Raw genomic sequence first — 13,076 nt, 5'->3', positions numbered from 1 at the left:
AGTGCATTTCCAATTATACCAGTAGGCAGGGGTGTGTCAAACGCATTCGCGCCACAGAACCCCGTTCTCCGACGCCCAGGCACTGCCAGATAGATTCAACGCTGTCCCCAACGACTAGTCTACCGATCCATGAGCACGGCCCAAAGCAGATCCGCCTCGCTGACCTCGATCGAGCGTCCACCGAGCCCTTCAAGCACGTCGTGCAGGACTAGGCCGCCGGCGATGATCACGTCCGCGCGTTCCGGTTGAAGCCCCGGAAGCATCCGCCGCGCCTGGAGTGGACGAGCGCGCAGGACGTCGAGCGCGCCTGCGACCTGCGTCAACTCCAGTCGATACCCATGGACGCGGTCGGGGTCATAAGGCATGAGTCCCTGAGTGATTGCCGCGATCGTGGTGATGGTTCCTCCAACGCCGATGGTAGCGTCGGGCTCCCGACGAAACCGGCCCAACAACGGCCCGAGCGTTTGGGCCACATACGCGCGGAGCGCGGCGACCTCTCGGTCCTGGGGCGGATCGTGGGCGAGGAACCGCTGCGTCAGCACGACGCATCCCAGCGGGACGCTGTGGGTCTCTTCGATGCGCTGCGACGTTCCTCGGGTTAACTCGACGCTCCCGCCGCCGATGTCGAGGACGAGCGAGCGCTCATCACCAGTCCCGCGGCGGAGACCTGCTACCGCCCCCAGGAATCCAAGCCGCGCCTCATCCTCGCCGCTCAGGACGCGTACCGGAAGGGCGAGCCGCTCGAGCAGCACCGCGGGGTTGCGGGCGGCGCGCACCGCGTACGTAGCGAACACCGTGGGCGTAGCGCCCGCGTCCTCAGCCGCCGCGGCAAACTCCTGAACCGCCGCGGCCGTTCGCGCGGCCGCGTCCTCCTGGATCAATCCGTCCGCGTCCAGGCCGTCGCCGAGACGGGTGATGGCGAGGCGGCGAAGCACCGGACGGAGCGGCGGTCTGTCGCCAGGTGGATCTGCTGCGGCAGAGTCGCGCGCAGGGAGCTCGGCGACGAGCAGGCGTACCGAGTTGGTGCCGACGTCGATCGCCGCACGCCGGGACATGCGACGGCTCAGAACATTCCTAGCAGTCGGTGAAGGCGGGCCCGCAGCCCGGCCGGGGCCTGCTCGCAGCCGCACGACCGCCGCAGCAAGGCTCGCAGATGCCGCTCGAACTCCGCCCTGGAGAAACAGTCCCGACACTCTTGCAGGTGCCGTTCCAGCTCGGGGACCGCGGCACCGTCGAGCTCATGGTCGAGATACTGCCAGAGCTTCTCCACGGCGTCGTGACAGTTCATGCCTGCGCTCCGCTGATGAAGTGCCGGTCCCGCGCGAACGCGGCCAGCCGACGCTTAAGCGCTTGGCGCCCGCGATACAGGCGCGACATCACCGTGCCCACCGGCACCCCGAGAATCTCCGCCGCTTCCTTGTAGGAGAAACCCTCCACATCCACCAGCATTACGGCGGTGCGAAACGCCACCGGCAGGGCGTCGAGGCTCTCCCGAACCTCCGCATCCATGATCTGGTCCAGCACCTGCGTCTCGGGATTCCCGTTTTCACTCAGCGCCAGACCCTCCCGGGCCCCGGCGTAGAGGTAGGCGTCGCCGATCTCTTCCTGCAGAACCTCGGGGGTTCGCGCGTCCTTACGGTGACGATCGATGTGGGCGTTCATCAAGATTCGGTACAACCATGCGCGCATGTTGGTGCCCTCGCGAAACGTGTGAAACGAGCGCCACGCTTTGAGCATTGCCTCCTGCACGAGGTCCTCCGCACCCGCCTGATTCCGGGTCAGGCGGCGCGCCACCCGATACAGGCCGTCGAGATGTTCACCGACGAGCCGTTCGAACCGCGCGCGAGCATCCCGATCCATGGCGCCGGATGGCCGCTCCGCCCCTGGCCCGACCGGGTGGCGCTCCGGCTCCGCGGTGTTCATCTCGTTCTCCTGGTGCTCCCCATGCACATTCATTCGCAAGAACGCCGATCGCGACCAAGCGATTCCGCCCAAACGCAGCGGAGGCACCTCCGGGGTGCCTCCGCTGGGAACCATCGCCAGACGTTGCGCGTGCCAGGCCGCCGCTCACCCGCCGCCCGCGGATACAAGCGCGGGGCGCACGATATCCGCAAGCGTCGTGCGATTCAACACTTCCTCAGTCGCCACCTTTACCGCCTGCCACACCGGGCGCAGCCCGCAACCGGGTGCGTAAATGCAGTGCGCGTCCGTCTCTTCCACGCACAACCAGGGCGCCACGCTTCCTTCCAGGACCAAAAACGCCTCCCCGATCGTGATCCGCTCAGGCGGGCGCGCGAGAACGTGCCCGCCGCTCGGCCCGCGCTTGCTCTGAACAAGGCCGGCGCGACGGAGCGTGGTCATCAACTGGTTCAGATACGGTTCCGGGAGCCCCTGCCGGCGGGCGATGTCGTGGCTCTGGACCGGTCCCTCGCCGTAGTGCTGCGCCAGGTCGATCAGCGCACGAATGCCGTATTCGGCCCGGGAACTGACTTTCATGTCACCACCACTTCCTCTTCCGTGACGTCCCTGATCGGGTGCCGATTCTCGTCCGTGGCGATGGCTCCGTTCCCATCGATCCGGTCGCTGATGCGGAACGCGCGCACGTCGACCCGAGCCGGGTCGGCGAGGGAAATAATCACGTAGCAAGGACTCTGCCAGAACGCCAGCGCCCGGTCCGTCGCGCTCGGGTGTGCCTGAGTCGCCGGGTGCGAATGGTAGATACCCACGATCTCCCACCCCCGCTCCCGTTCCAACCGCATGGCCTTAAGCTGAGCCTGATCGTCGACACGATAGTGTCGCGTCGGGTCACGAGGCTCCGGCGGATCCCCGGCCCTGTTCCGCGCCGGGACGACCTCGGCCACCACGTCGCCGGTCCCAAGCAGCAGACCGCAGCACTCGTTTGGCGCCTCCGCACGGGCCTGCGCGACCATTTGTTCGAGCTGCGTCCGTGTCAACCGCACCGGCAAGCGCGAACACTCCCCTACCTAGCTTCTTATTGTACCCGAATCGGTTCCGCCGTGGAAGGTCCCGAACGGGACATCCCGCCGGGTAGAGCGCTCCGGTCCGAGCAGCATCTGCGTTCGCAGGCTCGAACGCACCACCGGCGATCGTGCATCCGCGGACGGGTCACGCGGTGATGCCGCGCCACAGGGGCGTACTGAGATACCGGTCGCCCCCGTCCGGCGCAATAACCACGACTACGCCCGACGCAAGCTCGTGGGCCACCTGAAGCGCCCCCACCACGGCGGCGCCAGTGGATTCTCCGACGAAACATCCCTCTTCCTTGGCGAGGCGACGCGCCATCGCGTACCCGTCCTCAGTCGCGACCGAAACCTTCCGATCGTGCACGGCCGGGTCGTAGATCCCCGGGACGATCGAGGTCACGATATGCTTCAGCCCCTCGAGCCCGTGGAGCGGCGCGTCCGGCTCCACGGCGACGACCCGGATGCGCGGGTCCGCGTCATGCAGCCGGCGCCCGGTGCCGACGAGGGTGCCGGTCGTGCCCAGGCCGGCCACGAAGTGGGTCACCTGACCGCCGGTCTGCTCAAGGATCTCCGGCCCCGTCGTATCATAGTGCGCGCGCCAGTTCGACGGGTTGTTGTACTGGTCCGGCTTAAAGTAGCGCTCCGGATCTCGCCCGTGGATCTCCCGCGCGAGCAGAATCGCCCCGTCGCTGCCCTCAAGCGGATCGGACAACGTGATCCGCGCGCCGTACGCGGCGATGATGCGCCGTCGCTCCTCGCTCGCGCTTGCAGGCATCACCAGTTCCACCGGATACCCTTTCACCGCGCCGATCATCGCGTACGCGATACCGGCGTTGCCCGAGGTGGAGTCGAGGATTGTCTTCCCCGGAGTCAGGCGACCGTCGCGTTCGGCGTCGGCGAGCATCCGGAGCACCGGCCGATCCTTGACGGAGCCGCCTGGGTTCAGCCACTCGGCCTTGAGATATACCTCGACGGCATCGGACACACCCCGGATGACGCGACGCAGGCGCACGAGCGGCGTATTTCCGATCCGGTCCAACAGCGAGACGCTGAGCCCGGCAGCAGCCTGCGCCCGAGAGCGACCGTCACTCATCGAACAGAAACGTGGGCTCGGCGTAATATCGCACGCCGTGCGCGAGCCAGCGGCGCTGAACGGTAGCGTCAAGCTCCGCCTGCTTGCGTGCTTCGTCCGCCGGAGCGCCGAGCCAGTCGAGCGGGGTGTTGAGCCGGAGCACGCGGCCAGGAATGAGGTGACGCGTGATCCCCGTCGGCAACCGTCCCGCGCCGGCCGCGAGCCGCACAATATCGTCCTTGGAGAAGGACGGGAACACAACGAGCGTACCGGGGCCGTATTCCGCGTGCAGCGTCTCGAGGTCGCCGCGCTCCACGCGGTAGATTTCGTCACGCCCTCGGTACAGCGCGACGAGCCGGGAGAGCAACAGCGCCGCAGCGACGCCCCCGCGGTCTCCGAGGAGCGCGATCCCGCCCCTGTCGACCACGAGCGCGGCGGCCGCGCCGCTCGCGAGGTCGGCCTCGCCGGACGCGACCGCGTCGACCGGGAGGATCCGGGCCTCACCCAGCTCCGCCACGCGCCGCCCGAGCCGCCCGCGGTCGCGGACGTAGTGCCGCCACGTCGAAAGGACGATCTCGGGGCGGGTGTAGTCCACCACGTGCACCACGGCGTGCGGGATCCCGAGCGCCTCCAGCGCCGTCACACGGTTCGCGCCGTCGAGCACGGCGGCGCGGCCGTTCGGCATCGGCGCGACGACCGGCGGGTTGCGCAGCACGCCATCGCGTCTCAGGGCGTCGGACAACCGGGCCACGCGCCCGGACTCCACCTCCTCGTGCAGGAACAGTCGCGAGGTCTCCACAACGCGGAGCACCGGGGACGAACGGGCAGCGTGCGGACGCGGCCGAACGGAAACATCCATGCGCTTATGAGCTCCCCCCTGCCATCGCGGGGACGATCGAGATCTCGTCCTCCTCGCGAAGCGGGGTGGCCACGCCCTGGAGCGACCGGATCTCCGTCCCATTAACGAAGACGTTGATGAAGCTGCGTACCTCCCCCGAGGTATCCCTGAGTTGCTCGCGAAGGCCGGGGTATTGCCGCTCGACCGAGGCCAGCGCCTCCTCCACGGTGCGTCCGTCGGCCGCGACCCGCGCCTGACCCTGAGTCAGTCGACGGAGCGGCGTCGGCAGATAGATCTGCGCCATCCGATCGCCACCTCCCGAAAATGGTGCAGCCGCGGTCTCGGGCGCCGCGGCTGTCTGATGCTGCATCGAAACACGGGCACGACGCCCAACCGCTATTCCCGGCGACACACCTCCGCCGGGCCGTGCGCGCTCGTACAGATGCAGCCCATCCCCATATCAGTCAAGTGAACGCCCGGGGCGGGCCCCCGATTCCATGCTCGGGACGCCCGGTTCGTCCCGGTCCGGCACGCGCACAGCCCGCGGCTTCCCGGATGAGGGCTGTCGCTGCCGGGAGGCCGAATCCGACGACTGAGCGCCCGCGCGTGCCCCCCCGAGCGTCTCCCTCGAGCCCATGGGTTGAACAAGCAGGCGGGAACGATCAATTCCGACGAATACAAGGCGTCAATTGAAGCCGTAAGGTAGCCCATACTGCTCAACCGACGCCGGAGTGAATCACAACGCTCACATAGAACCGCCTCAAAGAAACGTGGCGGAACGTCGCAGGTCGTCGGTGTGACGACGCCGGGTAGTCGATGAAATGCTATGGAATCGCTCATGCGACGGAGGAACGTTTGACAGCGGCCGTGGCTCAATGATCACATTCGCCTGCAAGGGATTCGAGCGCGATGCCATGCACACGGAGCTCTGCATCGTCGGAGCCGGCGCGGCGGGCCTTGATATGGCACGGCTGTTTGACGGCACGGAGTTGTCGGTTGTCGTCATCGAGGGGGGAGGCTTGGACTTCGATGCCGGGGCGCAGCGATTGCACCGGATCATATCCGTCGGGAAGGACATCGCCACATCGGACCGGTTGATGCCGGATTTGCCTCCTGCCTATCGACACGAGACCCGAATCAGGCAGTTCGGAGGAACGAGCAACGCCTGGTCGGGAAAGTGGAAGCCGCACGCCCCGGACGACTTCCAGCGCAAGGACTGGATGCCCCGCAGTGGATGGCCGTTGACGTACCATGACCTCCTGCCCTTCTACGTTCATGTGGCACGAGACTATGAAATTCCTCGGCTGCTGTTTGACCGGAATCGCCTTCGCCGCGGCGGGCTTCGAGAACAGGCGGAGGATTTCCACTACGATCAAATACCGCCGCTCAACTTCAACACCGAGGTCCGGGCGGCGTTGGAGCGCTCGAAGAATGTGACCGTCATTTTGAACGCGAACGCCGTTGAACTCGTCATTGACAAGGGGGCCGGTGGCAACGAACCGGACACGATTGGTCACGTCGTTGCCAAGACGCTGAGCGGGCACTGCGGTCGGGTGTATGCGAAGGCCTTCGTCCTAGCGACCGGCGGCTTTGAGAATGCCAGGCTGCTCCTCAACTCACGCACGCGGGATAATGTGGCGCTCGGGAACCGCTCCGATTTGGTTGGGCGGTTCTTCATGGACCATCCGAAGGGCATCTGGGGAAGATTCACCCCGGGGCTGAATGTTCAGTTGGAAGAACAATTGGCACTCGAACATCGGAATACACACATCAGCCGGTATTTCGCGTTTTCGGAAGAGTTCCGCCGAGAACATCGCCTTCCGAATCACAGCACGGCCTTCTATCCCGTACGTGGAACGACGGTCAGGGCATCTGACGACTCCGACCCTGCTCGAAGGAAACCAGACGGCGGTCATCTGATCAAACCCCTACCGCGCCGCGTGTACAATCGGCTGATGGGGCCGTTCAAACGGAGTCGCCCCAAACCGCCCGAGCAGGTCCCGTACTATGAACTGGTTCACTTTCTGGAACAAGCGCCAGATGCTGAGAGTCGCGTGTGCCTGTCTGCAGCCGCGAAGGACGAATTGAACGAGCCTGTCCTCGTCGTGGATTGGAAGCTTTCGGAGTTCGATCTTGCGTCACTCGAGAAGTATTTGCGCTTGCTCCGAGACGTGCTTGAGAACCATCACATCGGCGAGATCAGCTATCCCGCGGACACCGGCGACCTTCGATTCGCACTCAGCGGTGCACACCACCATATGGGGACGACGCGAATGGCCGCGTCGAGCGCGCAGGGTGTCGTCGACGTCAACTGCAAGGTGTTCGGGGTTACCAATCTCTATGTCATCGGCAGTTCCGTCTTCCCGACCGGCGGAAATGCCAACCCTACCTTCACGATTCTCGCCTTGACGCGGAGACTTTGCCACCATCTCAGGTCGGTGTTTGACCGATCGCGTCGCCCTGTACGAGGTCAGAGGTAGTGGTCACGCGGATCTGCTGGCCCGAAGGACGCGGTTGGTGCGCGCGAGGGCGTGAACCTCGGAATATGCACGTTCGTTGCACCAATAGTGTCAAAGATACTATTTGAACCCAACCAAGAGAGGCGGACCCGGGGCCGGGTGTTGATTGCCGAGCCGTGTGTCGATTTTGGGACCCCTCAGTCGACTATGTGGCGGGAGAAGAATCAACGAGACGGGCGGGCCAAAGCGGATCCGGCGGTCCGACCCCGACATCAGACGGAGGTGTGACATGCAGGTTCAGCCTTACGTGTTCTTCGATGGCCGGTGTGAGGAGGCGCTCGAGTTCTACCGCCGCGCGCTCGGCGCGGAGGTAACGGCGCTCATTCGGTTCAAGGACAATCCCGACGCCCGCCAGCGCGAACGGGTCGCGGCCGACAGCGCGGACAAGATCATGCACGCGGCGTTCCGCGTGGGGGAGACGCAGATCTTGGCGTCCGACGGGCAGTGTCTTGGGCGTCCGACGTTTCAGGGCTTTGGGCTGTCGCTGACAGTGCCCAAGGATGAGGACGCCGAGCGGGTATTTGGCGCACTGGCCGACGGCGGGCGGGTGCAGGCGCCATTGACCAAGACGTTCTTCTCCTCGCGGTTCGGCATGGTCGCGGACCGTTTCGGTGTGCTGTGGATGGTCTACGTCGCGTAGGAAACAGGGCGAGGCGGTTCATGGTGCTGGTGATGCCGCATGCATCGACCAACGGCCATAGCGGACCACACGATCAGGATCGCGGAACATCTGATACACCATCATAACGCGCGTGCGGGTGGGCCCTTCGAAGGGAGGCGGTACGTGGACAGCGCGTGGTGGATCGCCGCGTTGCCCGGCGCGGCGATCTTCCTGACCAGCATCAATCTGGTGGGCGACGGATTCCGGGACGCCCTCGATCCACGACCCCGATGAAGATCTCGGTCCGCGGCGTCGAGCTGGCGTACGAGACGCTGGGGTCCGGCCCGCCCTACGTCCTCGTCCACGGCGGGCCGGGGATGGGGCACCCCGACCGGATCGGCGCGTACCGGAGGCTCGCCGGCCGGGTGCGCTTGATCGCCTACGAGCACCGCGGCCATGGAGCGTCGGGCCGCGCCCCGGCGCACACGTACACGATCGCGGACCAGGCGGAGGACCTGCACGCGCTGATCCAAGCGCTCCGCCTCGAGCGCCCCATCGTCGGGGGCACGTCGGCCGGCGGATTCGCGTCGCTGCTGTACGCGACCCGGTACCCTTCCGAGCCGCGCGCGCTCGTCCTGATTGGCACGGCCCCGAGCGGCGGGTTCATGGCGCGCGCGACGGCGAACGCGGAACGCCAGGGATCACCCGAGGTGATCGCGGCGTACCGGCGGTTGTGGGACGGCTCCCTCACGGATCCGGCGGGGTTCCAGCGGGACTTCGAGACAATTCAACCGCTGTACTATTACGACAAGACGCGCGCGCCCACCAGCCTGGCAGGACGCTCCTTCGACCCGGAAACGCGGCGCGCGCTGATCCGGGACTATGCGACCTACGACGTCCGAGCGGCGCTCGCCAGCATCGCCGTCCCGACGTTCATCGGCGTCGGTCGCCACGACTGGATCTGCCCGGTCGAGGAGTCCGTGGAGATCGCGCGGCTGATGCCGCAGGCCGAGCTGCACGTGTTCGAGCAGAGCGGGCACTCGCCGCAAACGGAAGAGCCGGAGGCGCTGTTCGAAGCGTTGAGCCAGTTCCTGGATCGCGTCGTGTAGATCGCGGCGCTACTCGCCGAGCGGGTTGACCGGCTTCCCGTCCTCGCGCACCTCGAAGAACAGGTGCGGACCCGTGCTCCACCCCGTGCTGCCGATGTGCGCAATCACCTCGCCACGCTCCACGCGCTGTCCAACGTGCACGCTGTATGAGGATAGGTGCGAGTACGTCGTGGAAAGACCGTTGCCGTGGTCCAGAATCACAAGCATCCCATAACCGCGCATCCACCCCGTGAAAATCACCGAACCCGGGGCCGCGGCGTGAATCGGGGTCCCCCAAGGGACGGCGATGTCGATCCCCGTGTGGAATTCACGCGTGCCGAAGATCGGGTGGGTTCGCCAGCCGTACCCAGAGCTGATGCGACCCTCCACCGGCCAGAGGAGCGCGCCGTCCCGGAGGGTCGGGATGGGACCAACGTGCACGCGCCCCGTCGACCGCCGGATGATGTCCGTGATCTTGAGGGACTCAGCCTCAAGTTCGCGGATCGCTTCCTCCTGCGCCAGTCGCTGCGAGCGGACCCGGGTCAGGAGATCACGCCGCTCCTGGGCGAGCCGTACGGTTTGGTCGCGGCTCACGATCCACTGGGCCTGTTGCTCGGCGAGATGCTGCTCCTGCTCGGCCAGCGTCGCCCGCGCCTCGCTCTGCTTCGCACGTTCCGAGCTGACCTGCTGGTACAGCTGGACGTCACGGTTGATGATGACCCCGAGCAGATACGAGCGCGAGACGAAATCCCGGAAATCGGCGGCCCCGAGCAACACGTCGAGGTAACCGAGAGGACCACGCTCATAGAAGGCCCGTACGCGAGCGCCCATCAGCGTTTCGTGGGTCTCGAGCTGCTGCGACACGGTGGCGAGCGAGCTGGTGACCTGCGCAACCGCCGCTTGGGTGCCGTGGAGCGCGCTGACGGTCTGGGCGAGGCCCATCCGCGCTCGCTCGAGTCGCTCCTGGGCCCACGAGAGTTGCACGAGCGCATGCTGCTCCTGCATGCGCGTCTGCGCCAGGGCACGGCGCCGGTCAGCCAGTTGTTGCTGGATACGGGCCAGCGTGGACTCGGCGGAGGACGCCGCGACGTGCGACTGTGGAGCGGATACGGATCCGCCCGCCGCGATGGCCCCGAAGGGATCGGCGGAAACCAGCGACCCCACTACGAGGGCAACAAAAAATGCCCTGAATCGTCCCCGCATCGCTGCCTCGTTCAATGCTGCGACGTGATGCTGTGACAAGTGCGACGCGGGGCTATGAGCGCCATTCCCCCCGAGCACGAGACGGTGTATTCGTCGTGAGACGTCAGACTCCTGCCGCGGGCGCGGGCGCGAGCGGCTGTGATTATACAAAGGAAACGGTCTCACCCCGTCGAACAACGGCCGCGAATTGCGTGGCACGTACATCCTGCGAGCCGGCAAAGGGAGGTCGAGTATGGTGAGGCGAGCGGTGCGGCGAAAGACCCGGGCCAAGTCGGGACCCCGCAAGCGGACGACCACAGCTCGGAAGCGCGTGAGGAAGGCGGCCGGCGGCCGGGCCGCAGCCCGATCGACCGCGGGGAGCCGCCGCAAGACGGCCGCCCGCAAGACGACCCGCGCCGGCGCCAAGCGGCGGGCACCGGCGCGGAGCACGAGGAAGCGCACCGGCGCGGCGGCCAAAGCGAGACCGCGCACGGTGCGGACACGGACCGCGTCTGCACCCTCCGCCGTCACCCCTGAGCGCATGCCTTCGCCAGCGCCGGAGCTGTTTGTCACGCCGCCGGCAGGGCCCACCGGAGCGCCCCAGCAGGAACCCATTTGGGGCGTGCAGACCGTCGAGGTGGAAGAGGACTTCGAAATCGAAGACGACGAGGACGAACCCACGTAGGCGCACTCTGCGATGCAGCGCCGCGCGCGCAGGCCGGCGCCTTCGGGGCGCCGGCCTGCGACACTTCACGGGCGCATTCGCCCCGGCTCGTTTTTTGATGGCCCCGCTCGGGTGCGGAAGAGAGAAATGCGCAAATCCTTCGTCACCGTTGAGGTCTCATCACCGTGTGATATGCTGTAGCCATCTTCCACGGCAAAGGCCGGGAATGCGCGTGCACCGAATCAGCCGTCCACTGATTGCCGCAGGGGTCTTTCGCAAGGCGCTTCCCGTGCTGGAAGCGGCCCTCCTCATCGGCATCTTCGCGCTCGTCGGCACGGGTGAGCCCGCGGTGCCGAGCACATCGACGCTGCCGGACACCGCGCAACCCTCGGCGTCGACGCCGGGTGTCAGGTTGTCGGCGTTGCAGGGGCTGGGCCGGTTTGCGCTGGTCTGGGGATCCCATCTGTACGTCGCGGACGGGGCGGCCGGCGTGCTCCGCCAGATTCCGTCGGTCGGTGTTGCGGCGACCCCAACGTGGTCCCACGACGGACACTGGCTCGCGTATCATCGGCTCCTCGGCGCGAACACGGCGACCAGCGAGACGTGGATTGCGCGCGCCGACGGCGGAGCAAGCTACCGTGTCGGCCAGGCTCGTGGGGCGTCACCGGACGACCTAGCGTGGTCCCCGACGACCGCTACGCTCGCGGCCGTGCTTCGAGACTCCTCCGGAAAGTCGGGGTTGTGGCTCACGAACCCGGGCGGTATTTCACGACCGCTGCGTGCAGCCGGCGACGCCGTGACGTCGTTTGCGTGGTCCCCTGACGGCGCCATGATCGCCTACGTCGCGACGGTCTCGTTGCCGGTGCGACACGACGTGGTAAGCACGATTCGACTACGAGATGGCCAAATCGTTAGGCGCTTCACCGCGTCGGCCGACACTGCGGTCGTCCTTGCAGGATGGTGGCCCAACGGGCGCGGCCTGGTGTTCTGGCTGGATCCGGACTACTCGCAGTCCCTCGCCGCCGACGGCCTCGACCTGTTCGCGCTCGCGCTGGACGGATCCACGAGCCGCGCGATTGCCGGCACACTGCCGTACCGAGATTGGCTGTCGTGGGCTCCGGACGGCCATACCCTGCTGCTGGTGGACGGCGGCGGCCGCGAGGTGTGGCGGGGGAAGCATCTGGTGGTATGCGACGTCGCGCGGGGCACGTGCCGACGCATCCCTCAACCCGCCTCCGACGTCTCCGTGGACCCGGCGTGGGCGCCCGACGGCAGCACGATCGCATTTGTCCGCGCGCAGCAACGCGCCGACTCGTCCGGCGGCGCGCGGACCGGCGTCGACTGGACCACCACGCGGACGCTGTGGCTCACCGCGTCCAACGGGACCGGCGCGCACGAGCTCTCCTACGTGCGCGGCGGTGTCTTTGCCCCCGCATGGGCCACGGACGGTCGCGCCCTTTTGTTCTGGCAAGACGACGCACTGTGGCTCTGGCGGTCCAGGTCGAGCGACGTGGTCCGGATCATCGGTCCGTTCCCTCAGCACGCTGCCCTGACCGACTTCTTCGGACACGTGTCGTGGACGGACATCGTGTCTTGGTCGCGCCCGTGACCCGGAGACGCGGGTCGATGTGAGCCTCGATCGCAGATGCAGGATCCAGCGTCGCGCGGTAGGCGCGCAGCGAGGAGTGTGATGAGATGGGAACACCGCTCAAGGTAAGGACGGCGCTGCCGAGCACCACGGCCGCGGAGTTGATCAATCAGGTGTCGCTCGGTCTGATGCACGGAACGCTGGCCGTCCGGTCCAGTGAGCAGCGACACGTCTATCATCTCGGCCAGATGATCCGATTCGAAATCCGCGCCGAGGAGAACGAGCACGAAGGTTCGATGCAGATCAACCTGCAGTGGCGGGTGCCGCTCAGCGTCACCACGTCACCGTAACAGACGTCCGAGTCGGGCGTCTCGACCACCGCGTCACCGTACCGTAGTGGCGCGCGATCCGCACTCCGCGACGCACGCGGTCGTGCGCATCGAGGGCAACGACATCCCGGCGGGCACCCACCCCTTGGCGGCCGAAACGCGCGCGGAACGGCCGGCCAGAGCACGGCGCAGCGATGATGTTGTGCGTTCG

15 protein-coding genes and 1 pseudogene are annotated in these 13,076 nt (G+C 66.7%); 7 read left to right on the top strand and 9 right to left on the bottom strand.

Annotated features, from left to right (window positions below; all coding sequences use genetic code 11):
* Positions 1-119: 119 nt before the first annotated feature.
* From VKZ50_05000 to VKZ50_04965, 8 genes are all read right to left on the bottom strand, one after another.
* A complete protein-coding gene (locus tag VKZ50_05000; protein HLJ59071.1) occupies positions 120-1,055 on the bottom strand; it encodes a hypothetical protein in 936 nt (311 codons plus the stop codon).
* Positions 1,056-1,063: 8 nt separating this feature from the next.
* Positions 1,064-1,288: a mycothiol system anti-sigma-R factor gene (rsrA, locus tag VKZ50_04995; protein HLJ59070.1), complete on the bottom strand. Its 225-nt coding sequence runs from the start codon at positions 1,286-1,288 to the stop codon at positions 1,064-1,066.
* A complete protein-coding gene (locus VKZ50_04990) occupies positions 1,285-1,923 on the bottom strand; it encodes a sigma-70 family RNA polymerase sigma factor (GenBank protein ID HLJ59069.1) in 639 nt (212 codons plus the stop codon). The genes rsrA and VKZ50_04990 overlap by 4 nt, the downstream gene beginning before the upstream one ends.
* A gap of 144 nt (positions 1,924-2,067) precedes the next feature.
* Positions 2,068-2,496, bottom strand: coding sequence for an Rrf2 family transcriptional regulator (locus VKZ50_04985; GenBank protein ID HLJ59068.1), 429 nt, complete (start codon positions 2,494-2,496; stop codon positions 2,068-2,070).
* On the bottom strand, positions 2,493-2,960 hold the full coding sequence (locus tag VKZ50_04980) for a M67 family metallopeptidase (GenBank protein ID HLJ59067.1): 468 nt from the start codon (positions 2,958-2,960) through the stop codon (positions 2,493-2,495). Before VKZ50_04980 ends, VKZ50_04985 begins: the two co-directional genes overlap by 4 nt.
* Before the next feature lie 166 nt (positions 2,961-3,126).
* Positions 3,127-4,077 carry a cysteine synthase gene (locus VKZ50_04975; GenBank protein ID HLJ59066.1) on the bottom strand — a complete coding sequence of 317 codons (951 nt, stop codon included), beginning with the start codon at positions 4,075-4,077 and terminating at the stop codon, positions 3,127-3,129.
* Entirely contained in the window at positions 4,070-4,915 is an 846-nt protein-coding gene (locus tag VKZ50_04970) for a hypothetical protein (protein HLJ59065.1), read from the bottom strand. The genes VKZ50_04975 and VKZ50_04970 overlap by 8 nt, the downstream gene beginning before the upstream one ends.
* Before the next feature lie 4 nt (positions 4,916-4,919).
* Complete coding sequence (locus tag VKZ50_04965) at positions 4,920-5,198, bottom strand: ubiquitin-like small modifier protein 1 (protein ID HLJ59064.1); 279 nt, start codon at positions 5,196-5,198, stop codon at positions 4,920-4,922.
* Positions 5,199-5,769: 571 nt separating this feature from the next.
* Between VKZ50_04965 and VKZ50_04960 the strand changes: the two genes are divergently transcribed.
* The 4 genes and pseudogenes from VKZ50_04960 to VKZ50_04945 all read left to right on the top strand — a co-directional run bounded on the left by VKZ50_04960 (position 5,770) and on the right by VKZ50_04945 (position 9,123).
* Positions 5,770-7,374 carry a GMC family oxidoreductase gene (locus VKZ50_04960; protein ID HLJ59063.1) on the top strand — a complete coding sequence of 535 codons (1,605 nt, stop codon included), beginning with the start codon at positions 5,770-5,772 and terminating at the stop codon, positions 7,372-7,374.
* A gap of 268 nt (positions 7,375-7,642) precedes the next feature.
* Positions 7,643-8,053, top strand: coding sequence for a VOC family protein (locus tag VKZ50_04955; protein HLJ59062.1), 411 nt, complete (start codon positions 7,643-7,645; stop codon positions 8,051-8,053).
* Positions 8,054-8,182: 129 nt separating this feature from the next.
* Positions 8,183-8,308 (top strand): annotated as a pseudogene (locus VKZ50_04950) (ABC transporter permease).
* Positions 8,305-9,123, top strand: coding sequence for an alpha/beta hydrolase (locus tag VKZ50_04945; protein ID HLJ59061.1), 819 nt, complete (start codon positions 8,305-8,307; stop codon positions 9,121-9,123). The pseudogene VKZ50_04950 and the gene VKZ50_04945 overlap by 4 nt, the downstream one beginning before the upstream one ends.
* 9 nt (positions 9,124-9,132) lie before the next feature.
* Here VKZ50_04945 and VKZ50_04940 read toward each other — a convergent pair whose 3' ends face one another.
* Positions 9,133-10,305 (bottom strand): peptidoglycan DD-metalloendopeptidase family protein, encoded by a 1,173-nt coding sequence (locus VKZ50_04940; GenBank protein ID HLJ59060.1) that lies wholly within the window; start codon positions 10,303-10,305, stop codon positions 9,133-9,135.
* Between the two features lie 232 nt (positions 10,306-10,537).
* On the opposite strand from VKZ50_04940, the gene VKZ50_04935 reads away from it, so the two are divergent.
* The 3 genes from VKZ50_04935 to VKZ50_04925 all read left to right on the top strand — a co-directional run bounded on the left by VKZ50_04935 (position 10,538) and on the right by VKZ50_04925 (position 12,886).
* Positions 10,538-10,969 carry a hypothetical protein gene (locus VKZ50_04935; GenBank protein ID HLJ59059.1) on the top strand — a complete coding sequence of 144 codons (432 nt, stop codon included), beginning with the start codon at positions 10,538-10,540 and terminating at the stop codon, positions 10,967-10,969.
* A gap of 205 nt (positions 10,970-11,174) precedes the next feature.
* Positions 11,175-12,557 carry a hypothetical protein gene (locus VKZ50_04930; GenBank protein HLJ59058.1) on the top strand — a complete coding sequence of 461 codons (1,383 nt, stop codon included), beginning with the start codon at positions 11,175-11,177 and terminating at the stop codon, positions 12,555-12,557.
* An 86-nt stretch (positions 12,558-12,643) separates the two neighbouring features.
* Positions 12,644-12,886: a hypothetical protein gene (locus VKZ50_04925; protein HLJ59057.1), complete on the top strand. Its 243-nt coding sequence runs from the start codon at positions 12,644-12,646 to the stop codon at positions 12,884-12,886.
* Positions 12,887-13,076 lie beyond the last annotated feature (190 nt).

It is taken from the genome of bacterium (genome assembly GCA_035295165.1).
In the GTDB taxonomy this organism is placed as follows: Bacteria; Sysuimicrobiota; Sysuimicrobiia; order Sysuimicrobiales; family Segetimicrobiaceae; genus JAJPIA01.
The sequence above is the reverse complement of the archived record's forward strand: the minus strand, read 5'-3'. Positions and strand labels throughout refer to the sequence as shown.

Excerpts from the sequence above, each read along its gene's own strand:
- VKZ50_05000 (HLJ59071.1), bottom strand. The coding sequence starts at position 1,055 with ATGTCCCGGCGTGCGGCGATCGACGTCGGCACCAACTCGGTACGCCTG.
- rsrA (HLJ59070.1), bottom strand. The coding sequence starts at position 1,288 with ATGAACTGTCACGACGCCGTGGAGAAGCTCTGGCAGTATCTCGACCAT.
- VKZ50_04990 (HLJ59069.1), bottom strand. The coding sequence starts at position 1,923 with ATGAACACCGCGGAGCCGGAGCGCCACCCGGTCGGGCCAGGGGCGGAG.
- VKZ50_04985 (HLJ59068.1), bottom strand. The coding sequence starts at position 2,496 with ATGAAAGTCAGTTCCCGGGCCGAATACGGCATTCGTGCGCTGATCGAC.
- VKZ50_04975 (HLJ59066.1), bottom strand. The coding sequence starts at position 4,077 with ATGAGTGACGGTCGCTCTCGGGCGCAGGCTGCTGCCGGGCTCAGCGTC.
- VKZ50_04970 (HLJ59065.1), bottom strand. The coding sequence starts at position 4,915 with ATGGATGTTTCCGTTCGGCCGCGTCCGCACGCTGCCCGTTCGTCCCCG.
- VKZ50_04965 (HLJ59064.1), bottom strand. The coding sequence starts at position 5,198 with ATGGCGCAGATCTATCTGCCGACGCCGCTCCGTCGACTGACTCAGGGT.
- VKZ50_04960 (HLJ59063.1), top strand. The coding sequence starts at position 5,770 with ATGATCACATTCGCCTGCAAGGGATTCGAGCGCGATGCCATGCACACG.
- VKZ50_04955 (HLJ59062.1), top strand. The coding sequence starts at position 7,643 with ATGCAGGTTCAGCCTTACGTGTTCTTCGATGGCCGGTGTGAGGAGGCG.
- VKZ50_04945 (HLJ59061.1), top strand. The coding sequence starts at position 8,305 with ATGAAGATCTCGGTCCGCGGCGTCGAGCTGGCGTACGAGACGCTGGGG.
- VKZ50_04940 (HLJ59060.1), bottom strand. The coding sequence starts at position 10,305 with ATGCGGGGACGATTCAGGGCATTTTTTGTTGCCCTCGTAGTGGGGTCG.
- VKZ50_04935 (HLJ59059.1), top strand. The coding sequence starts at position 10,538 with ATGGTGAGGCGAGCGGTGCGGCGAAAGACCCGGGCCAAGTCGGGACCC.
- VKZ50_04930 (HLJ59058.1), top strand. The coding sequence starts at position 11,175 with ATGCGCGTGCACCGAATCAGCCGTCCACTGATTGCCGCAGGGGTCTTT.
- VKZ50_04925 (HLJ59057.1), top strand. The coding sequence starts at position 12,644 with ATGGGAACACCGCTCAAGGTAAGGACGGCGCTGCCGAGCACCACGGCC.